The organism is Sinorhizobium meliloti, assembly GCF_017876815.1.
GTDB classification, from domain to species: domain Bacteria; phylum Pseudomonadota; class Alphaproteobacteria; order Rhizobiales; family Rhizobiaceae; genus Sinorhizobium; species Sinorhizobium meliloti.
In genome coordinates, this window is sequence record NZ_JAGIOS010000001.1 from 2,143,952 (window position 1) to 2,165,000 (window position 21,049).

Annotated in this window: 20 protein-coding genes (1 of these 20 only partly in view); 16 read left to right on the forward strand and 4 right to left on the reverse strand. The window is 62.8% G+C overall.

What is annotated here, in order from left to right; all coding sequences use genetic code 11:
• Window positions 1–77 precede the first annotated feature (77 nt).
• The 6 genes from JOH52_RS10100 (at window position 78) to JOH52_RS10125 (ending at window position 4,494) form a co-directional block, all read left to right on the forward strand.
• The gene (locus JOH52_RS10100; protein WP_010970085.1) at window positions 78–932 is read left to right on the forward strand and encodes a peptidylprolyl isomerase; all 855 of its coding nucleotides are present in this window, start codon (window positions 78–80) and stop codon (window positions 930–932) included.
• 160 nt (window positions 933–1,092) lie between these two features.
• Window positions 1,093–2,334: a bifunctional glutamate N-acetyltransferase/amino-acid acetyltransferase ArgJ gene (argJ, locus tag JOH52_RS10105; RefSeq protein ID WP_010970084.1), complete on the forward strand. Its 1,242-nt coding sequence runs from the start codon at window positions 1,093–1,095 to the stop codon at window positions 2,332–2,334.
• Window positions 2,335–2,410: 76 nt separating this feature from the next.
• On the forward strand, window positions 2,411–3,229 hold the full coding sequence (locus JOH52_RS10110; protein ID WP_003533502.1) for a GNAT family N-acetyltransferase: 819 nt from the start codon (window positions 2,411–2,413) through the stop codon (window positions 3,227–3,229).
• A gap of 5 nt (window positions 3,230–3,234) precedes the next feature.
• Window positions 3,235–3,642: an 8-oxo-dGTP diphosphatase MutT gene (mutT, locus tag JOH52_RS10115; protein ID WP_003533503.1), complete on the forward strand. Its 408-nt coding sequence runs from the start codon at window positions 3,235–3,237 to the stop codon at window positions 3,640–3,642.
• Window positions 3,643–3,922: 280 nt separating this feature from the next.
• A complete protein-coding gene (locus JOH52_RS10120; protein ID WP_003533504.1) occupies window positions 3,923–4,243 on the forward strand; it encodes a hypothetical protein in 321 nt (106 codons plus the stop codon).
• 77 nt (window positions 4,244–4,320) lie between these two features.
• A complete protein-coding gene (locus JOH52_RS10125) occupies window positions 4,321–4,494 on the forward strand; it encodes a Flp family type IVb pilin (protein WP_010970082.1) in 174 nt (57 codons plus the stop codon).
• 9 nt (window positions 4,495–4,503) lie between these two features.
• Here the strand turns inward: JOH52_RS10125 and JOH52_RS10130 are convergent, their stop codons facing one another.
• Window positions 4,504–5,400: a methyltransferase domain-containing protein gene (locus JOH52_RS10130; protein ID WP_010970081.1), complete on the reverse strand. Its 897-nt coding sequence runs from the start codon at window positions 5,398–5,400 to the stop codon at window positions 4,504–4,506.
• Between the two features lie 194 nt (window positions 5,401–5,594).
• On the opposite strand from JOH52_RS10130, the gene JOH52_RS10135 reads away from it, so the two are divergent.
• The 4 genes from JOH52_RS10135 to JOH52_RS10150 all read left to right on the forward strand — a co-directional run bounded on the left by JOH52_RS10135 (window position 5,595) and on the right by JOH52_RS10150 (window position 8,026).
• Window positions 5,595–6,341, forward strand: a complete 747-nt coding sequence (locus JOH52_RS10135) for a ComF family protein (protein ID WP_010970080.1) — start codon at window positions 5,595–5,597, stop codon at window positions 6,339–6,341.
• Window positions 6,342–6,389: 48 nt separating this feature from the next.
• Entirely contained in the window at window positions 6,390–6,647 is a 258-nt protein-coding gene (grxC, locus tag JOH52_RS10140) for a glutaredoxin 3 (RefSeq protein WP_003533511.1), read from the forward strand.
• 96 nt (window positions 6,648–6,743) lie between these two features.
• Window positions 6,744–7,601 (forward strand): carbon-nitrogen hydrolase family protein, encoded by an 858-nt coding sequence (locus JOH52_RS10145; protein WP_013844815.1) that lies wholly within the window; start codon window positions 6,744–6,746, stop codon window positions 7,599–7,601.
• Window positions 7,598–8,026, forward strand: coding sequence for a DUF1178 family protein (locus tag JOH52_RS10150; RefSeq protein ID WP_010970077.1), 429 nt, complete (start codon window positions 7,598–7,600; stop codon window positions 8,024–8,026). Before JOH52_RS10145 ends, JOH52_RS10150 begins: the two co-directional genes overlap by 4 nt.
• 12 nt (window positions 8,027–8,038) lie before the next feature.
• Here JOH52_RS10150 and ubiG read toward each other — a convergent pair whose 3' ends face one another.
• Both ubiG and JOH52_RS10160 read right to left on the reverse strand, forming a co-directional pair.
• Window positions 8,039–8,785 (reverse strand): bifunctional 2-polyprenyl-6-hydroxyphenol methylase/3-demethylubiquinol 3-O-methyltransferase UbiG, encoded by a 747-nt coding sequence (ubiG, locus tag JOH52_RS10155; protein WP_014529871.1) that lies wholly within the window; start codon window positions 8,783–8,785, stop codon window positions 8,039–8,041.
• Window positions 8,786–8,936: 151 nt separating this feature from the next.
• A complete protein-coding gene (locus tag JOH52_RS10160; RefSeq protein WP_010970075.1) occupies window positions 8,937–9,482 on the reverse strand; it encodes a dihydrofolate reductase family protein in 546 nt (181 codons plus the stop codon).
• Window positions 9,483–9,830: 348 nt separating this feature from the next.
• Here JOH52_RS10160 and JOH52_RS10165 point away from each other — a divergent pair, with 348 nt between their 5' ends.
• From JOH52_RS10165 to clpB, 6 genes are all read left to right on the forward strand, one after another.
• Window positions 9,831–11,105 carry an aspartate kinase gene (locus JOH52_RS10165; protein ID WP_003533520.1) on the forward strand — a complete coding sequence of 425 codons (1,275 nt, stop codon included), beginning with the start codon at window positions 9,831–9,833 and terminating at the stop codon, window positions 11,103–11,105.
• 190 nt (window positions 11,106–11,295) lie between these two features.
• Window positions 11,296–13,563: a phosphoenolpyruvate--protein phosphotransferase gene (gene ptsP / locus JOH52_RS10170; protein WP_003533522.1), complete on the forward strand. Its 2,268-nt coding sequence runs from the start codon at window positions 11,296–11,298 to the stop codon at window positions 13,561–13,563.
• A 68-nt stretch (window positions 13,564–13,631) separates the two neighbouring features.
• Entirely contained in the window at window positions 13,632–14,714 is a 1,083-nt protein-coding gene (gene prfA / locus JOH52_RS10175; RefSeq protein ID WP_010970074.1) for a peptide chain release factor 1, read from the forward strand.
• 6 nt (window positions 14,715–14,720) lie between these two features.
• On the forward strand, window positions 14,721–15,602 hold the full coding sequence (prmC, locus tag JOH52_RS10180) for a peptide chain release factor N(5)-glutamine methyltransferase (protein WP_010970073.1): 882 nt from the start codon (window positions 14,721–14,723) through the stop codon (window positions 15,600–15,602).
• 331 nt (window positions 15,603–15,933) lie between these two features.
• On the forward strand, window positions 15,934–16,578 hold the full coding sequence (locus JOH52_RS10185) for a DUF4167 domain-containing protein (protein WP_003533528.1): 645 nt from the start codon (window positions 15,934–15,936) through the stop codon (window positions 16,576–16,578).
• A gap of 341 nt (window positions 16,579–16,919) precedes the next feature.
• Window positions 16,920–19,526, forward strand: coding sequence for an ATP-dependent chaperone ClpB (gene clpB / locus JOH52_RS10190; RefSeq protein ID WP_010970072.1), 2,607 nt, complete (start codon window positions 16,920–16,922; stop codon window positions 19,524–19,526).
• A 79-nt stretch (window positions 19,527–19,605) separates the two neighbouring features.
• Here clpB and JOH52_RS10195 read toward each other — a convergent pair whose 3' ends face one another.
• Window positions 19,606–21,049: the 3' portion of a M23 family metallopeptidase gene (locus tag JOH52_RS10195; RefSeq protein ID WP_010970071.1), read on the reverse strand. 497 nt of this gene lie beyond the right edge of the window; only the last 1,444 of its 1,941 coding nucleotides appear in the window; the start codon falls outside the window, past its right edge; the stop codon is at window positions 19,606–19,608.

Genomic DNA, 21,049 nt, shown 5'->3' on the forward strand with positions numbered 1-21,049 from the left:
GCCACATTCTGGTTGTTGTGCAGCCCCTCGGGGCCGGAGGCAATCGCGCTGGCGGCCAATGGTGAAAGGTTAGAAACATGTCTAGATACAAGACCCTTGCGGCCGCGGCACTGGTCGCGATGATCGCGGCGGGTGTCGCCCGCGCCGAAGGGACCGATCCGGTCATCGCGAAAGTCGGCGACCAGGAAATCCGCCAGTCGGAACTTGATCTCGCAATCACGAGCCTCGATCCGCAGCTCCAGCGGATGCCCGACGAACAGAAGCGCGCGGCAGCACTTTCGGCCGTCATCGACGTCAAGCTTCTTTTGAAGGACGCCGAGAAGGAAGGACTTCAGAACGACGAGGCGTTCAAGCAGCGCGTCGCCTTCCTGACCGAACGCGAATTGCACAACGCATTCTTCAAGAAGCACGTGGTCGATGCCGTAACTTCCGAGGAAGTGAAGGCGCGCTACGACAAGGAAGTCGCAGCGATTCCGCCGCAGGAAGAGGTCAAGGCCCGCCATATCCTCGTCAAGACCGAAGACGAGGCGAAGGACGTCATCAAGGAGCTCGATGCGGGCAAGAACTTCGCCGATCTTGCGAAGGCCAAGTCCACCGACCCGAACAAGGAAGAGGGCGGCGATCTCGGCTACTTCACCAAGGGCCGCATGGTGCCTGAATTCGAGACGGCCGCCTTCGCGCTCGAAAAGGGCGCCTATACGAAGACGCCGGTCAAGACGCAGTTCGGCTTCCATGTGATCCTCATCGAGGACAAGCGTCCCCAGGCTCCGCCGACGCTCGAACAGGTCGAGCCGCAGGTTCGCCAGCTCGTCATGCGTGACAAGTACCTCGAGCTTCTGAATTCCGCGAAGGAGAGCACTGCGGTCGAAATCTCCGATCCGGCGCTCAAGAAGGCCTATGACGAGGCCGGCAAGCCGCAGGAAACCAAGTAATTACGGCCGGGCGGCCCCTTGGGGAGGCGCGCCCCGAGCGGAGGCTGAGGTCGCTCGCATTTGCTCCGCTCTGCCTTCAAAGATCCGGATGCCCGACGGCTGAATGCCGTTCGGGCATTTCGCACAACATCCGAGGCTTCTGAAAAGCAGGTTCAATCCCATGTCCGGTTCCGTCTCTCCGCTTGCTCCGAAAACCTTTGCCGAAATGCCGGCCCTTCGCGGCGTACGCATGGCGACCGCTGCCGCAGGGATCAAGTATAAGAACCGGACCGACGTGCTGATGATGCTCTTCGACCGGCCGGCATCCGTGGCCGGCGTGTTCACGCGGTCGAAGTGCCCCTCCGCTCCGGTCGATCATTGCCGGCAGAACCTGCCGGGCGGCATTGCGCGCGCCGTCGTCGTCAACTCGGGCAATGCCAACGCGTTCACCGGCAAGAAGGGCAGGGAGGCGACCAGGCTCACGGCCGAGGCCGCGGCAAAGGCCGTCGGCTGCAGCGAGGCGGAGGTCTTCCTGGCGTCGACGGGCGTCATCGGCGAGCCGCTCGACGCCACCAAGTTCGCCGGTGTTCTCGACAAGCTTGCCGCGTCCGCCACCCAGGACTTCTGGTTCGAAGCGGCCAAAGCGATCATGACGACCGATACCTATCCGAAGGTTGCCACCCGCAGCGCCGAGATCGGCGGTGTCAAGGTCGCGATCAACGGGATCGCCAAGGGCGCCGGGATGATCGCGCCCGACATGGCGACCATGCTCTCCTTCGTCGTCACCGATGCGGACATTGCCCCGGCGGCGCTTCAGGCACTGCTTCAGGCAGGCGTCGAACCCACCTTCAATTCGGTGACGGTCGACAGCGACACGTCCACCTCCGACACGCTGATGCTGTTTGCGACCGGTGCGGCGGCAGGCGATGGCCAGGCGAAGGTCGAGGACGCGGCCGACCCGCGTCTCGATGGGTTCCGCGCCGCGCTCGACGATCTGCTGCGTGATCTGGCGTTGCAGGTCGTGCGCGACGGCGAGGGCGCGCGCAAGATGGTCGAGGTGACGGTCGAGGGCGCGGAAAACGATGCCGCCGCCAAACGTATCGCACTTTCGATAGCCAATTCGCCGCTCGTCAAAACGGCGGTTGCGGGCGAGGACGCCAATTGGGGGCGCGTCGTCATGGCCGTCGGCAAGTCGGGAGAGATGGCCGAGCGCGACCGGCTGGCGATCTGGTTCGGCGATATCCGCGTCGCAGTCGAGGGCGAGCGCGATCCGGCCTATTCGGAAGCGGCCGCGACTGCGGTCATGCAGGGCGAGACCATTCCGATCCGCGTCGATATCGGTCTGGGTTCGGGCCGCGCCACGGTCTATACCTGCGACCTGACCAAGGAATATGTCGAAATCAACGGCGACTACAGAAGCTGATACGGTCGAGGAGTTGAGAGAGCGGGTTGCGGCCGGAAAGCCGCGCGCTCTTTCCGGCCCCGCAGCATTCAAGGCTATGGACATGACATCGAACGGCAGAGAGCCGCCCGGCGACGGGGCGGGGAACGGGGAAACGGTCGCGGTCGACCTACCGAGCGTGCGGCGGCTGGAAGCAGTGGGTTTTCGCGCCTGGCCGGCCTCGTCGGTGCAATATGACGGCAGCTGGCTTATCCGTCTGACGGCGGGGCACCCTTCCAAGCGCCTGAATTCCGTCAACCCGCTCGATCCGTCCGACTATCGCGACATAGCCATCCGGTTGGAGAAGGCGCGCAGGCTTTTTGCCGAATCGGGCCGCTCGCTCACGGTTCGCCAGACGCCGCTGACGCCGCCGAAGATGATCGACCATATGGATGGCGAGGGCTGGACGTCGTTCGCGCACAGTCTGGTTCTGGCGCTCGACCTGGCGGAGCGCGATTTCAGCGAAGGCATCGACCATCTGCCGATCAAGGATGTCGGCCGTTTCGTGGATGCCCGCATCCTGATCGGCAGGGATCCTCCGGAAGCCAAGCAGGCGCTGACCGGGATCATCAACGCCATCAAGCCCGAATGCGGCCTGTTCCTGTTCGAGGACCGAAAGATCGGGCCGACGGCGGTGTCGCTCGTCGTGCACGACAATGATCTTGCCGGCATCATGCAGTTCGCGGTTGCCGAAGCGGTTCGCCGGCGAGGGGTCGGCAGTGCGCTCCTCGACGCCTCGCTCCGTTGGGCACGTCTCAAGGGCGCAAAGAAGGCCTGGTTGCAGGTGGAGGCCGACAACGGGGCTGCGATCGAGCTTTATCGCAAGGCCGGTTTCACCGAGGTCTACCGCTATCTCTATCGAACGCCGAAGGTCTGACGGACATGCAGGGTAAGAAGATCGTGCTCGTTGCCGCCTGCGCGCTCGTCGATGCCGATGGACGCGTTCTGCTGGCGCAACGCCCGGAAGGCAAGCCTCTCGCGGGCCTGTGGGAGTTCCCGGGCGGCAAGGTCGAGAGTGGCGAGACCCCGGAGGAGACGTTGATCCGCGAGCTCGAAGAGGAGCTCGGCATCCGCACCAAAGTCGCCTGCCTCGCGCCGCTGACATTCGCGAGCCACGGCTACGACGACTTTCACCTCCTGATGCCGCTTTACATCTGCCGTCGCTACGAGGGGTTTGCCGAAGGCCGCGAAGGCCAGGCGATCAAGTGGGTGCGCCCGAAGGCGTTGCGCGACTACGCCATGCCGCCCGCCGACGAGCCGCTGATCCCGTTCCTGATGGATTTGCTTTAGGAGCACTTCCAGGAAAAGCGTATAACGTTTTTCCGTGCGGAAGGGCTGTTTCAATGAATCAGTGAAACGCCCTGACAGAGCCGTGAAGAACTTCGCCCTCGGCGCGCAATCCCGCTAAATTCGATAATTCGTTAATCGAACGTTTATCACCCTCGGGCAAGATGGGGTCAGTTCCGGCGCGCGTCACCTCGACGGCGCCGTTTTCGGGCAGTTGTGGTCAGGACGAGGCTTTGGGAAGGGTGCTTCGCCCGCCGCTCTTTACGTGTTTCATGAGGCTGGGATGGTGGACGAGGATTTCTGGAGGACGGTTCAGGACAAGGATCTGGTGACGAGCCAGTCCCGCCGGACAGGCGTGCTCAATCTGTCGCTGCTGTTCGGCACGGCGGTCATTGCGCTGACGCTCATCCTTACGCCGATGCTGTCGTCCAAGAGCGACAAGCGAATGCTTGCGAACACGCCGATCGACTATGACAACATCTCGACGGGCTCCATACCCTCGGGCGGTACGGCCAAGCGCTACACCGTTCGGCGCAGCGTGCTTCAGGAGATGCCGGGTGCCGTCTGCATCATCGATGCCGATGGCAGCAGGAGTGGATGCTGAGCGCAGCGGAGCGCCGAAAGGCGACGCTGAGCTTCAATCTTTTGAAACTACGCACGTCCTGAGCGGCTGGAGGACCAATGGAGACGCTGAGACGCCTGCTTCGAGACCACGACGGCGCTACGGCGGTGGAATACGGACTCCTGGCCGCGCTGATCTCGGTCGGCCTTCTGATCGGCCTGCAGAATTTCTCCGGCGCACTGCTCGGCATGCTGACCTTCGTCACCAACACGATCGAGGCAGCCTGGATCTAAGAGCCTGGATCACGGCTCGCCTTCATCCTTGAGCTTGTGCTCGCTCGCGCCAAGCGCGTCGGACAGTCTCTGCTTTGCCGAGCCGGGTTTGAGCGGCTTCTGCTGACTCTCGTGCGGCGCCCAGCCCGAAAGATAAATGATCGAGAAGGTCGCGCGGATGCGCCCGTCCGGATCGGAGAAGCGCTGCGCGTAGATTTCTGCGGCTCTGAGAAAGAAGCGCCGCGGCATCGGCTTGCGATTGCGCGAAGCGAGCGGGTTCGTCATGCCCATTGCCCGCAAGTCGCGGATGAGGCCGAAAAGCGAATCGTAGCGGACGGTGTAGGTCTCGGTATCCGCCACCGGCAGGGCAAAGCCCGCCCGCTGCAGAAGGGCTCCCATGTCGCGCACGTCGGCGAAGGGGATCACCCGGGGGCTCGCCCCGCCCGTCAGTTCCGCCTCGGCTGCGAGAAGCGCCTCGCGCAGCTCCTGCAGCGTGCCGCTGCCGGGTATTGCGGCAAGGAACAATCCGTCGGGCTTCAGCACGCGGCGCGCCTGGATGAAGACGCCGGGCGTATCGTTGGTGAGATGGAGCGACAGGGGCGACACAAGGAGATTGAGCGACGCCGGTTCGGCCGGGATGCGCTCCAGAGGCGCCTCCGTCACCGGCTCGCGGGCCGAACCGAAGGCGCTGTCGGTTTCCACCCGCTCGATCGCGCCGACGTTGCCGGTCGTGGCAAGGCTGCGCGCGGCGGCACCCGTATAGCCGTGCAGCTCCATGGCCGTTTCGAACTGCCGTTCGACGACGCTCACGCGCTCGGCAAGTTCCTGTGCGACGATGTCGAGCAGGAAGCCTGCCTTCTCGTCGCCCTGGCGCAGCGCGCGCCGGCGATGCGCCTCGACGAGGCTCTGGTCAAAGATGATTTCCACGACAGTCTCTCCGAAATCGCGGGGTGCGACAGAAACCCTGCAGCGCCGCGCGTCTTATCGGACGCGCAGAGACCGCTGCAGCGCTTTAAAGCTTGCTGCACCCTCCGTCCTCTGCTCAGTTAGGGTCTAACGCGACAGACAGCAACACGAATTAAGTCAAGCGCATGAAACGGGGCGGGCAGGAAAACTGGGCAATGGATTGGGCGGGCATCCTCCGCCGGATTTCGGCCCAGGCGGTCGATCTCATCTTTCCGCCAGTCTGCTCGGGATGCGGCCGGCTGACCGGATATGCCCATGCCGTCTGCGCTTCCTGCTGGGCAGGCATGCCGTTCATCGAGCGGCCCTATTGCGAGGTCCTGGGCTTGCCCTTCGCCTACGATCCGGGCGAGAGCGCGGTTTCGCCCGAGGCCATTGCCAATCCTCCGGTCTTCGACAGGCTGCGATCGGTGGCCATTCACGAAGGGATCGTCCGCGACCTCGTGCATGGCCTGAAATACCGTGATCGCACCGACCTTGCACCCATGATGGCGGAGTGGATGATCCGCGCCAGCGACGGTGCCGTGGCAGCGGCGGACATGATCGTGCCGGTTCCGCTCCATGCGCTCCGCCTCTGGAGACGCAAGTTCAACCAGGCGGCGGAGCTTGCACGCGTCATTGCCGAACGTTCCGCAAGAGCCTATCGGCCGGATGTCCTTCGCCGCATCAAGCGCACGAGCCGGCAGGTCGGACTCGGTGCCAGGGCACGCGAGGACAATGTCCGCGGCGCCTTCGCAGTACCCGAAGGCGCGAAGCGGGAACTCGCGGGCAAGCGCATCGTTCTCGTCGACGACGTCTATACGACCGGCGCGACCGTCGCCGCCGCGACCCGGGCGCTGAAGCGTGCGGGCGCCGGAGACGTCACGGTTTTGACCTTTGCAAGGGCCATGTCCGGTCCTATATGACAAGAAGATGTCCGGCGATCGATGCCGGTGAAGGAGCAGTTGGAGACCATGGCTTCGGTCGTCATTTATACGCGTCAGTTCTGCGGCTATTGCACGAGGGCGAAGAAACTTCTGGAAAGCAAGGGCGTCGACTTCACCGAGTATGACGCCACTTATGCACCTGAACTTCGCCAGGAGATGATCGAAAAATCCAGGGGCGGCAGGACCTTCCCGCAAATCATCATCAACGATGTTCCCGTCGGCGGCTGCGACGATCTGCATGCGCTCGATCGTGCCGGCAAGCTCGACGATCTGCTCGCGGCCTGAAGTGAAATGCCACGACTGGCCTTTCCATCCGAAAGAGATGAATGCTGCGATGCCGGATAGGTCTGATCCAAAGTTCCGCTTGGGAGAAAGAAAGCGATGACGTTCAAGGCTGCCGCCGTCCAGATGTGCTCCGGTGTCGACCCCGCAGGAAATGCGGAGACGATGGCGAAGCTGGTGCGCGAAGCGGCTTCGCGGGGCGCAACCTATGTTCAGACGCCGGAGATGACCGGAGCGGTCCAGCGCGACCGGACGGGTTTGCGGTCGGTGTTGAAGGATGGGGAGAACGACGTCGTCGTTCGCGAGGCATCCCGGCTTGCCCGCGAGCTCGGAATTTACCTGCATGTCGGCTCGACACCGATCGCGCGCGCGGATGGAAAGATTGCCAATCGCGGCTTCCTGTTCGGGCCTGACGGCGCGAAGATCTGTGATTACGACAAGATCCACATGTTCGACGTGGATCTGGAGAATGGCGAAAGCTGGCGCGAGAGCGCCGCCTATCATCCGGGTAATACCGCCCGTACTGCCGATCTTCCCTTCGGCAAGCTCGGTTTTTCGATCTGCTACGATGTGCGCTTCCCCGAGCTTTTCCGCCAGCAGGCCGTGGCGGGAGCCGAGATCATGTCGGTGCCGGCGGCGTTCACGCGCCAGACCGGCGAGGCGCATTGGGAAATCCTGCTGCGCGCCCGGGCCATCGAAAACGGGCTCTTCGTTATTGCCGCCGCCCAAGCGGGCACGCATGAGGATGGCCGGGAGACCTTCGGCCACTCGATGATCGTCGATCCCTGGGGCAGGGTGCTGGCCGAAGCCGGAGCGACCGGCGAGGAGATCATCGTCGCCGAGATCGATGTGGCGGCGGTGCACGCGGCGCGCGCCAAGATTCCCAACCTCAGGAACGCGCGCAGCTTCGTGTTGGATGAGGTGGTTCCGGTGGGAAAAGGAGGCGCTGCAGCTTGATCCACTACAATCTTGCCTGTGACAAGGGCCACGCCTTCGAGGGCTGGTTCTCTTCGAGCGACGATTTCGACCGCCAGGTCGCCCGGCGCCTGGTCACCTGTCCCAGTTGCGGTTCCGATTCCGTCAGCAAGCAACTGATGGCACCTGCCGTCTCCACGGCGCGCAAGAAGGAAGCACGCCGCGAACTGGTAATGGACCAGGCCCAGAAGGAAACGGTTGCCAAGCTCAAGGAGCTGGTGAAGTCGATTCGCGAAAACGCGGAAGACGTCGGCGAGCGCTTCCCGGACGAGGCGCGCAAGATTCATTACGGCGAAGCCGACCAGCGCGGGCTGATCGGCAAGGCGACCGCGGAAGAGGCGATTGCCCTCATCGAAGAGGGAATCGAGATCGCCCCGCTGCCGGTGCTGCCGGACGACACGAACTGACGACGACAGGGCTCAGATCGGCCGTTTCGCCACGATCATGTAATTGACGTCCATATCCCTCGACAGGTTCCACTGGTTGGCCAGCGGATTGAAGAAGACGCCGGTGCGGTCGGCAATCTCCATGCCGCTCGCCTCGAGCGGTCTTTCCAACTCGTCCGGCCGAACCAGTTTGTCGTATTGGTGGGTGCCGCGGGGCAGCCAGCGCAGCACGTTTTCGGCCGCGAAGATCGCGAGTGCTGCGGCTTTCAGTGTGCGGTTGATTGTGGCGACGAACATCAGGCCGCCCGGGCGCACCATATGCGCACAGGTCGTCATGAAGAATTCGACGTCTGCGACATGCTCGACCACTTCCATGTTCAAAACGACGTCGAAGCTCTCGCCGGCTTCGGCAAGGGCCTCCCCCGTGACGGCGCGATAATCGACGCTGACGCCGCTGCCGGCCGCATGCGTTCTGGCGATGCCGATGTTCTTTTCCGAGGCGTCGGCCCCGACGATGTCCGCTCCCATCCGGGCCATCGGCTCGGAAAGGAGTCCGCCGCCGCAGCCGATATCAAGGACCCGCAGCCCCTCAAGCGGCTGCCGGCTCTTCGCATCGCGGCCGAAATGCTCCGAGACCCTGTCGCGGATATAGGTGAGGCGCACAGGATTGAATTTATGCAGCGGGCGGAACTTGCCGGTCGGATCCCACCATTCGGCCGCCATGGCAGAAAAGCGGTCCACCTCGCTCTGGTCGATCGTCGTGCGCGCCGTCTCGCTCATCAGAGCCTCCTTGCCTCATCCTTCAGCGCCGCGCGCCTCGATCAGGCGCGCAAAGATCGCTGTAGCCCTTCATTCCGATGTTGAAGTCGGACGATCGAAGGGGGATGTCAAGGGCCTGAGGCTCGTCTGGCGGTCGATCGGTCTCGGTCGCTCACGCCGATTCCGGCCGGTAATGCAGGATGACGACACCGGACTTCAGAGGGCGGACATGAGTGAGATCAAGCTTCGTCCGCTCTGGAACGTTCTGAAAGAGGGGCGTGCCCTTGCCGAGCAGCACCGGATTGATGCCGAGACGGTATTCATCGACGAGTCCTTGAGCGATCAGCGTGGAAGCGAAATCGGCGCTGCCGAAGATGAAGATCGCGCCGCCTTCGCGTTCTTTCAGGCGCCTGACCTCGTCGGCGGCATCGCCGGAAACGAGGGTCGTGTTGTTCCAGTCGGCACTCCTGAGCGTCCTGGAGAAGACGTATTTCTCGACCCCGTTCATGAAGGCGGCGATATGATCCCGGGACGAGGGCCAATAGGCGGCCATGAGTTCGTAGGTGGTGCGGCCGAAGAGCAGTGTGCCGGCCTCGAACTGCGTCTCGCGGATATAGGCGTCGAGTTCCTCTTCAAAAACGAACCAGCCGATGTCATGCCCCGGAGCTTCGAAAAACCCGTCGACACTGACCATGTCCCACATGATGACTTTGCGCATTGTCCTTCCTCCCGTTGGGCGGCCGCCGCCCTGCGTCTGGAGTGAGATTGGCAGAACTGATATTGTTATGCAAGTGGTTTTTAAATGAGAGCAGTGTTCATGTCCAGCGCGATTGGGCCGCCGCTCTGACGGCCATTGCACGCGGCCCCCTGATCCGCTAAGAGACGCCGCGACTTTCCGCTCCCCGAGGCGGCGACTTGCTGATGTCCGAGAAGTCTCCTCAAGCTTTTTGATCGTCAGGCGCCGGCGGGGGCGTTTTCCTGTCGCGCCTACGGCGCCGCGCGTCTTTTTGGACGCTCCAAGGTCGCTGTGGCAGGCGCGCAAACATGTTGTTACGGTAGAGGCGAAATGGCACGCATCGTGATGAAATTCGGCGGGACCTCCGTCGCAGATTTGAACCGCATCCACAATGTCGCCCGCCATGTGAAACGCGAAGTCGATGCCGGCCATGAGGTTGCTGTCGTCGTTTCCGCCATGTCCGGCAAGACCAACGAGCTGGTCGGCTGGGTCGAAAACATGCCGAAGGTCGCGGGCTCGAACGCCCCCTTTTACGATGCGCGCGAATATGACGCGGTCGTCGCCTCAGGCGAACAGGTGACCTCCGGCCTGCTTGCGATCGCGCTGCAGTCGATGGGCATCAACGCCCGCTCGTGGCAGGGCTGGCAGTTGCCGATCAAGACCGACAACGCCCATGGTGCGGCCCGCATTCTCGAAATCGACGGCGCCGATGTCATCCGACGCATGGGCGAGGGTCAGGTGGCGGTCGTCGCCGGCTTCCAGGGTCTCGGTCCGGACAACCGCCTGGCGACGCTCGGCCGCGGCGGCTCGGACACCTCCGCCGTCGCAATCGCAGCCGCCGTCAAGGCCGATCGCTGCGACATCTACACCGACGTCGACGGCGTCTACACGACCGACCCGCGCATCGAACCGAAGGCCCGGCGATTGAAGAAGATCGCCTTCGAGGAAATGCTGGAAATGGCGTCTCTCGGCGCCAAGGTGCTGCAGGTACGCTCGGTCGAGCTCGCCATGGTGCACAAGGTACGCACATTCGTGCGTTCTTCTTTCGAGGATCCCGATGCGCCGGGCATGGGTGATCTCATGAACCCGCCCGGAACGCTGATTTGTGATGAGGATGAGATCGTGGAACAGGAAGTCGTAACCGGCATCGCCTATGCCAAGGATGAAGCACAGATCTCGCTGCGCCGCCTGGCCGACCGGCCGGGCGTTTCCGCCGCGATCTTCGGGCCGCTTGCGGAAGCCCACATCAATGTCGACATGATCGTCCAGAACATTTCGGAAGACGGCTCGAAGACCGATATGACCTTCACCGTGCCGTCCGGCGACGTCGACAAGGCCCTCAGGGTTCTGGGCGATAACAAGGAAAAGATCGGCTATGACGTCATTCAGTCGGAGTCGGGCCTCGTCAAGGTCTCGGTGATCGGCATCGGAATGCGCAGCCATGCGGGCGTCGCCGCTTCCGCGTTCCGGGCACTTGCCGACAAGGGGATCAACATCAAGGCCATCACCACCTCCGAAATCAAGATCTCCATCCTGATCGACGGACCTTACGCCGAATTGGCCGTTCGCACTTTGCATTCCGTCTACGGTCTGGATAAGAGTTAAACGGCAGGCATTTGATTTGGGATTCGCGACCCGGCGCCGCGCGTCTGAAAAGACACGGAAGACGTCGCTGTAGTGATTGGAACTGCTGCATGGTCTTGTCCTCGGATCGATTTCGCTTCGAGGATGCATGCAGAGGCCGCGGCGTCCCGCATGGGCCCGACGTTTATTCTTATTCAGGAGACCCCACGCGATGAGAGACCTTTCCGCAGGTCCGCGCGTTCTCCTCAAGCGGTTGCGCGAGCTCATGGCGGAACCGCTCGAGCCGCAGGAGCGCCTTGACCGGATCGTTCGCCAGATTGCGCAGAACATGGTTGCGGAAGTGTGCTCGGTTTACGTGCTGCGCTCCGATGGCGTGCTCGAACTTTACGCGACCGAAGGTCTGAACAAGACGGCGGTGCATCTGGCGCAATTGAAGATGGGACAGGGTCTCGTCGGTACGATCGCCGCTTCGGCACGGCCGCTCAATCTCTCCGATGCCCAGTCGCACCCCGCCTTCACCTACCTGCCGGAGACGGGCGAAGAGATCTATCACTCTTTCCTTGGCGTTCCGATCCTGCGCACGGGACGCGCGCTCGGCGTCCTCGTCGTGCAGAACAAGGCGCAGCGCAACTATCGCGAGGACGAGGTCGAGGCGCTGGAAACGACCGCTATGGTGCTCGCCGAGATGGTCGCGACCGGCGAGCTCAAGAAGATCACCAAACCCGGGCTCGAGCTCGATCTGTCCCGCCCGGTGACGATCGAGGGCAACAGCTACGGCGAAGGCATCGGGCTCGGTTACGTCGTCCTGCATGAGCCGCGCATCGTCGTCACCAATCTGCTCAACGAGGACACGGAGCACGAACTGCAGCGGCTTGCGGAGGCGCTCGGCTCGCTGCGCATCTCCATCGACGACATGCTGTCGCGCCGCGACGTTTCGATGGAAGGCGAACACCGCGCGGTGCTCGAGACCTACCGCATGTTCGCCCATGACCGCGGCTGGGTGAGAAAGCTCGAGGAGGCGATCCGCAACGGCCTGACGGCGGAAGCGGCGGTGGAGCGGGTGCAGAGCGAGACCAAGGCGCGGATGATCCGGCTGACCGATCCGTATCTTCGCGAGCGGATGCACGATTTCGACGATCTTGCGAACCGGCTGTTGCGCCAGCTTTCGGGTTATGGCGCCAAGCTTTCGGCTGCCGATTTCCCGAATGACGCGATCGTCGTCGCGCGCGCCATGGGTGCCGCGGAGTTGCTCGACTATCCGCGCGAGAACGTGCGCGGCCTCGTGCTGGAGGAGGGGGCGGTCACCAGCCACGTGGTCATCGTCGCCCGCGCCATGGGCATCCCGGTGGTCGGCCAGGCGGCGGGGGCAGTGGCGCTCGCCGAAAACCGCGATGCGATCATCGTCGACGGCGACGATGCGAAGGTGCATCTGCGGCCGATGGCCGATCTGCAGCGCGCTTACGAGGAGAAAGTGCGCTTCCGTGCGCGCAGGCAGGCGCAGTTCCGCGCTCTCCGGGATGTCGAGCCGCTGACGAAGGACGGCAAGCGCATTACGTTGCAGATGAATGCCGGGCTGCTGGTCGACTTGCCCCATCTGAACGAGGCGGGTGCCGAAGGTATCGGTCTCTTCCGGACCGAACTGCAGTTCATGATCGCTTCAACCATGCCCAAGGCCGAGGAGCAGGAAGCCTTCTATCGCAACGTCATGAAGCAGACGGCGGGGAAGCCGGTCACCTTCCGGACGCTGGATATCGGCGGCGACAAGGTCGTACCCTATTTCCGTGCCGCGGAAGAGGAGAACCCCGCCCTCGGCTGGCGCGCCATCAGGCTGTCGCTCGATCGGCCGGGTCTGCTGCGTACCCAGTTCCGGGCAATGCTGAGGGCGACGGCCGGCGCCGAACTCAAGATGATGCTGCCGATGGTGACGGAAGTCGCGGAGCTGAAGAGCGCGCGAGAACTCCTGCAGAAGGAGATCGAGCGCCAATCGAAGCTCGGCGAACAATTGCCGCGCAAGCTGCAGTTCGGGGCGATGCTGGAAGTGCCGGCGCTGCTTTGGCAGCTCGACGAACTGATGGCCGAAGTCGATTTCGTTTCGGTCGGCTCGAACGATCTCTTCCAGTTCGCCATGGCGGTCGACCGCGGCAATGCCCGTGTTTCCGAACGATTCGACATTCTCGGCCGGCCGTTCCTGCGGATTCTCCGGGAGATCGTGCGGGCCGGCGAGCGCAACAATACGCCGGTGACGCTTTGCGGCGAGATGGCAAGCAAACCGCTTTCGGCCATGGCGTTGCTCGGGCTCGGCTTCCGGTCGGTTTCGATGTCGCCGACGGCTGTCGGACCGGTCAAGGCAATGCTCCTGGCGCTCGATGCCGGCAGGCTCAACGAACTCCTCGAGGCAGCGCTCGACGACGTCAAATCCGACACGTCGATCCGCCAGCTCCTGGTCGATTTCGCTGCGGCGAACGGCATACCGGTTTAGATTGAACAAGAGGGCTCTCGTCTCCGTCCGGACGCGATCCGGGCGAGGCGAGTGCATTGGAGTGAGATTTGGCAAAGCTTCCCGTTGAAAAGATGCGCGAACTGGAGCGGCGGTTCGGCGAAATCGAGGCGCGCATGTCCGCCGGCCCGTCGGCCGACGTTTACGTGAAGCTGGCCTCGGAATATTCCGAGCTGCAGCCGGTCGTCTCGAAGATTCGCGCCTATGAGAAGGCGACTGCCGAGCTCGCCGACATCGCAGCAATGCTTGCCGACCGGGCGACCGACAAGGACATGCGCGACCTCGCGGAGATGGAAAAGCCGGAGGTCGAAGAAAAGATCGAAGCGCTCGAGCAGGAAATCCAGATCCTGCTTCTGCCGAAGGATGCGGCCGACGAAAAGAGCGCGATTCTCGAAATCCGCGCCGGTACGGGTGGCTCGGAAGCAGCCCTCTTTGCCGGCGATCTCTTCCGCATGTACGAGAGATACGCCGCGAGCAAGGGCTGGCGCGTCGAAGTGCTGTCGGCGAGCGAGGGCGAGGCCGGCGGCTACAAGGAAATCATCGCAACGGTATCGGGCCGCGGTGTCTTCTCGCGGCTGAAATTCGAGTCCGGCGTCCACCGGGTGCAGCGCGTGCCGGAGACGGAAGCGAGCGGCCGGATCCATACCTCGGCGGCGACGGTCGCGGTGTTGCCGGAGGCCGAAGAGATCGACATCGACGTCCGCCCGGAGGACATCCGCGTCGACACGATGCGTTCCTCGGGAGCAGGCGGGCAGCACGTCAACACGACCGATTCGGCCGTGCGCATAACCCATATTCCGACCGGCATCGTCGTCACCAGTTCGGAGAAGTCGCAGCATCAGAACCGTGCCAAGGCGATGCAGGTGCTGCGCTCCCGGCTTTATGACATGGAACGGCAGCGCGCCGACAGCGAGCGTTCGGCCGACCGCAGGAGCCAGGTAGGTTCCGGCGATCGTTCCGAGCGCATACGCACCTACAATTTCCCGCAGGGACGCTTGACCGACCACCGTATCAATCTCACGCTCTACAAGCTCGACCGAATGATGGAAGGTGAGATCGACGACGTGGTGGATGCGCTGCTCGCCGACTATCAGGCAAGCCAGCTCGCGCTGCTCGGCGAAAGGCAGAACTGAGTTTCAATGGCCCAAACCCTCGACAGCCTCCTAGCCGAGAGCCGCGACAGGCTCAAGGCCGCCGGCCTCGAATCGGCGGGGCTCGATGCACGGCACCTGATCTCCGGCCTGCTCGACCTTGCGCTTGCCGCGCTCCTGACGCGCGGAAGGGAACCCATCAGCGACGAGGATGCCGCGCGCATTCGTGCCGCGGTCGAGCGCCGCGCGGCGCACGAGCCGGTCTATCGGATTCTCGGCGAGCGGGAATTCTTCGGCCTGAAGCTCAAGCTCTCCAAAGAGACGCTGGAACCGCGTCCGGACACCGAGATCCTGGTCGACTGCCTGATTCCCCATGCGCGGCGGATCGCCTCAAGCAAAGGGAGTTGTCGCATCGTCGACCTCGGAACGGGCACGGGTGCGATTTGTCTCGCTCTTCTCGCAGCGGTACTTGACGCGCGCGGTCTCGGTACCGATATATCCGAAGACGCCCTGGCGACGGCACTTGAAAATGCTCGCAGGAATGGCTTGGCGGAGCGCTTCGGAACCGTTCGAAGCAAGTGGTTCGAGGCGGTGGATGGACGGTTCGATATCATCGTCTCAAATCCGCCTTATATCCGGTCCAATGTAATACCGGAGCTTGAACCGGAAGTGAGATACCACGATCCGGTCGCCGCACTTGATGGCGGAGAGGATGGGCTTGATGCCTATCGTGCCATTGCTTCTCACGCTGGTCGCCATCTTGAAACAGACGGCGTAATAGGCTTGGAAATCGGTTTCGATCAAAAACGAGCGGTAACGGCGCTATTCGAAGCGCAGGGCTTTCGTTTGCTCTCTGCCGCAAAGGACCTCGGCGGCAACGATCGGGTCCTGGTGTTCCAGCAGGATATTGAGCGCAGCAATAACCGTTGAAAAAATGCTGCACTCGCACTTCTCTTTCCGGAAGAGCAAAGAAAGGGCTTGGAATCCCGAAGGAAGCGGGCTAGTTTCACCCCGCGCACTGGGCAGAAGGTCTTGGACCAAAGATTCGTTCCAGTATGACCTGGCCACGGGGATTGCTCTCAAGAAAGAGTTGCTAGGGTTCGACAGTGCCTTGTGCGGGTACCTGTTAATTTAACGTCGACCGGCGCCGAGATCGCGAAGAGGCGATCTGCCATGGCGCATGTTTTCTCGGGTGCGGACTTCCGCACCGAGAGCGGAACCACATGATCATCATTATCAAGAAAATTCAGGTGAATGGACTATGAGGCCAGGACAGCAAAACAAGCGCGGCCGTGGGCGGAATAACAACAACAGCGGAAACAACAACAACAACAATCGCAAGGGATCCAATCCCTTGACGCGGACCTACGATAGCTCCGGCCCGGATGTGAAGATTCGTGGTACCGCACAGCACATCGCCGAAAAATATGCGGCCCTTGCTCGCGACGCGCAGAGCTCCGGCGACCGCGTGATCGCTGAGAACTATCTGCAGCACGCCGAGCATTACAACCGCATCATCGCGGCTGCGCAGGCTCAGATGCAGGACCGGTTCCAGCGCGACGAACGCCAGGACTATCAGGATCGTGACTCTGCCGATCGCGATCAGGACGATCTGGATCAGGGCTATTCAGAGGAAATGCCGGTCGCTCCGTCGGCCGCAGCGGCTCCGGCCAACGAGCCTCAGCCGGTCATCGACGGTTCGGGTCCTCAGCCCGTGATCGAGGGCATGCCTGCCGAAGTCGCCATGGAAGAGGAGGCGCAGGGCTCGGCCGGTCGTTCGGCCTCCCGTCGCCGCAGCACGAGCCGGCCTCGCCGGCAGCCGCGCCGTGGCGCGCAGGAAGAGGCAGGGGGCGACGCGCAGCCCGAAACCGATGGCAATACCCCGGCGCTCGCCACCTCGGAATAACCCTTCCGCAGCAATTCTTCTAAAGGCCCGGCCCGTAACGGCCGGGCTTTTTGCTTTCGCGGAAGATCTCGACGCGTGCCGCATCCACCGCGCGAGCGCATTCGCACGCGATTGTCTCTGCCGCCTCCATTTGCCGCTCTTTAATTCAGAAGTGCGCCGCCCCATATTTCGCTTCGAAGACCTGATCTCGCAATGCGAGGACGGGTCAGGAACTCAAATTGTCAGCGCCTCCAAAGAGGCGCGCGGCGATGAATTAAACGGGCTTGCCGAATGCGGGAGCCCGATCCTGAAACACCGGCTAGTGCCACGTTGATGGGCTCGCCGGGCTATGGAGGTAAAGAATGGATATCGAAAAATATTCGGAACGCGTCCGCGGTTTCCTGCAGTCGGCCCAGACCTATGCGCTGGCCGAAGGGCACCAGCAATTTACGCCGGAGCACGTTCTCAAGGTATTGCTCGACGACGATCAGGGCATGGCGGCTTCGCTTATCGAGCGCGCCGGCGGCAATGCGCGGGAAGCCAAGGTCGGTACGGCCGCAGCTTTGGCGAAGCTTCCGAAGGTGACCGGCGGCAACGGCTCGGTCTATCTGTCGCAGCCGCTCGCCAAGGTTTTCACCGCAGCCGAAGATGCGGCCAAGAAGGCCGGCGACAGCTTCGTAACCGTCGAACGCCTGCTCCTGGCGCTGGCGATCGAAAGCTCGGCCGCGACGGCGTCGATCCTCTCCAAGGCCGGCGTCACGCCGACGAAGCTCAACCAGGTCATCAACGAAATCCGCAAGGGCCGCACCGCCGACAGCGCCAATGCCGAACAAGGCTTCGATTCGCTCAAGAAATATGCGCGCGATCTGACCGCCGAGGCGAGGGAAGGCAAGCTCGATCCGGTGATCGGCCGCGACGACGAGATTCGCCGAACGATCCAGGTGCTCTCGCGCCGGACGAAGAACAATCCCGTGCTGATCGGCGAGCCGGGCGTCGGCAAGACCGCCATCGCGGAAGGCCTGGCGCTCAGGATCGTCAACGGCGATGTGCCTGAAAGCCTGAAGGACAAGCGCCTGATGGCGCTCGACATGGGCGCGCTGATCGCCGGTGCGAAGTTCCGCGGTGAATTCGAAGAGCGGCTCAAGGCCGTGCTGAACGAAGTGCGCTCGGAAGGTGGCGAGATCATCCTCTTCATCGATGAAATGCACACACTGGTCGGTGCAGGCAAGGCGGACGGGGCTATGGATGCCTCGAACCTCCTGAAGCCCGCGCTTGCCCGCGGCGAACTGCACTGCGTCGGCGCGACGACGCTCGACGAATACCGCAAGCATGTCGAGAAGGACGCAGCCCTTGCCCGCCGGTTCCAGCCGGTGATGGTCGAGGAACCGACGGTCGAGGATACGATCTCGATCCTGCGCGGCCTGAAGGAAAAATACGAGCAGCACCACAAGGTGCGGATCTCCGATTCCGCGCTGGTTGCGGCTGCGGCACTTTCCAACCGCTACATCACCGATCGTTTCCTTCCGGACAAGGCGATCGACCTCATGGACGAGGCAGCCTCGCGCCTCAGGATGCAGGTCGATTCGAAGCCGGAAGAACTCGACGAACTCGACAGGCGCGTCATTCAACTGAAGATCGAACGTGAGGCCTTGAAAAAGGAGACCGACGTTTCCTCCAAGGATCGCCTTGCCAAGCTCGAACTCGATCTGTCTTCGCTCGAAGAGGAGGCAGCCGCATTGACGGCGCGCTGGCAGGCCGAGAAGCAGAAGCTCGGGCAGGCCGCCGATCTCAAGAAACAGCTCGACGAAGCGCGCAACGAGCTGCAGATCGCACAGCGCAAGGGCGAATTCCAGCGGGCAGGGGAGCTTGCCTACGGGGTGATCCCGAATCTCGAAAAGGAACTGGCCGAAGCGGAAAGCCAGGATGGTGCCAGCGCCAACCCGATGGTGCAGGAGGTCGTGACCCCTGACAACATCGCCCATATCGTGTCACGCTGGACCGGCATTCCGGTCGACAAGATGCTGGAAGGCGAGCGCGACAAGCTGCTCAGGATGGAAGACGAGCTGGCGAAATGGGTCGTCGGTCAGGGTGATGCCGTGCAGGCTGTCTCGCGGGCGGTTCGCCGTTCGCGCGCAGGGCTTCAGGATCCGAACCGGCCGATCGGCTCCTTCATCTTCCTGGGTCCGACCGGCGTCGGCAAGACGGAGCTCACCAAGGCGCTTGCCCGCTTCCTCTTCGACGACGAAACCGCGCTGATGCGGATCGACATGTCCGAGTACATGGAGAAGCATTCGGTCGCCCGCCTGATCGGCGCGCCTCCCGGCTATGTCGGTTACGAGGAGGGTGGGGCGCTGACGGAATCGGTCCGCCGCCGGCCCTATCAGGTCGTGCTGTTCGACGAGATCGAGAAGGCGCATCCGGATGTCTTTAACGTGCTTCTGCAGGTGCTTGACGATGGGCGTCTGACCGATGGTCAGGGGCGCACGGTCGACTTCAAGAACACGATGATCATCATGACCTCCAACCTCGGTGCGGAATACCTGACCGCACTCGGCGAAAACGAGGACAGCGATGCGGTTCGCGATCAGGTCATGGAAGTGGTGAGAGCCGCTTTCCGTCCGGAATTTCTGAACCGCGTCGACGAGATCATACTGTTCCACCGGCTGCGCCGCTCGGAAATGGGCGCGATCGTCGACATTCAGCTCGAAAGGCTGCGCAAGCTCCTCTCGGATCGCAAGATCACGCTCGAGCTCGAGGACGATGCCCGCGTTTTCCTGGCGGACAGGGGCTACGATCCGGCCTACGGCGCTCGCCCCCTGAAGCGGGCGATCCAGAAATACGTTCAGGACCCGCTGGCCGAAAAAGTGCTGCAGGGCGAGTTCCCGGATGGCTCGGTGATCAAGGTCGTTGCCGGTTCCGACCGTCTGAACTTCAAGCGCGGGGCAGGGGCGAACAAGGAAGCCGCGTAAGCCTCGCATTCCGACAGCCACGAAGGCCGCCCTCAGGGCGGCCTTTTTGTTACGAGTTCGCGATACCGTTGCTGTGTGGCTACTTGCTTGCGACCTCGTTCGCATCGTCGCCGAGAAGCTCGTCGATGCGTTCGCGTTCCTTCTCGAACTTCGCCAGCGCCTCGCCGCCGAGCGATTTTCCTCCCGGCAGCCGGATACGCAAGGGATCCACCTTGTTGCCGTTGACGATCAACTCGTAGTGGAGGTGCGGGCCGGTCGAAAGGCCGGTCGTTCCGACCCAGCCGATCACCTGACCCTGGACGACCTTCGTTCCCGGCTTGACGCTTTTGGCGATCGCGCTTTGGTGGTTATAGGACGACACATAGCCGTTGGCGTGGCGGATCAGCGTCTGGTTGCCGTAGCCGCCGGAGTCCCAGCCGGCCTTCTGCACGACGCCGTTTCCGGCCGCGATGATCGGCGTGCCGCGCGGAGCGGACCAGTCGACGCCGGTGTGCATGCGCGAGAAGCCGAGGATAGGGTGGCGGCGCATGCCGAAGCCGGAGCGGAAATGGCCGTTCGGAACGGGATTGCGCAACAGGAACTGGCGGATGCTCTTGCCGTCCTTGTCGAAATAATCGATCGAATTGTCGTCCGGATCCTGGAAGCGATAGAACCGCGTCTCGGCGTCACCGAATTTGGCGTTGACGTAGAGCAGTTCCGAATCTTCCGTTGCCCGGCCGCTTTCATCGGTGACCGAGAAAAACGCTTCGAGAGAGTCCGTCGGCTTCAGCTGAGCCTGGAAGTCGACATTGCTTGCCAAAAGCTTGACGACGAGCGCGATCATGTCGGCGTTCATGCCGTAGGAAAGGGCCGCACGGTAGATGCCGTCGTAAACCCTCGGCAGGTCGTGGCCGCTGGAGATCACCGGCCTGCCGGTATCGTCGAAGGCAGCCGCCACCGCTTCGAGCTTCGCCGGCTCGGCGCCCGGAATGAAACGGCCGCGGTCGTCCACTGCCATGGTCAGCACGTGCCGGCTATGGGAATAGATCGTGGCGCGGACGATCTTTGCCTCTTCGCCCTTCTGAATGATGCCGATGCGCAGCACGTCGCCGGGGCCGAGTTCCTTGGCGCCGAGCGCTTCTTCGAGATAGCCGGCCGCGTCCTCCGCCTGAGCCTTGGCATATCCCGCATTGATCATCGCCGTCGCGATGGGCGTGGCGCGGCGCACCGGTATGATGTCGTCGGCGTATTCGATGCTCTGCTTCGTGATGTTCTCGTAGGAGGAAACGCTCATGTTCTCCTCGACGACGCGCGCGGCAAGGCCCTGCATCAGGTCGAGGTTGTCGGCGTCGGAAGCGAAGCGTTGCGGGTCGACATAGAAGAGCGAGGCGACCTGGGTATTGCCTTCGGTCAGCACCGAGCCGTTGGTGCGGACGTTCTCCTCGACCTCGTCGAGCGACATCGAGGGCCCGAGTGCGAAGCCGCCGCCGTTCAGCGGAAAATCCACGGTCTTCAAGGCAACCTCGGACTCGACGTCCGAGCCG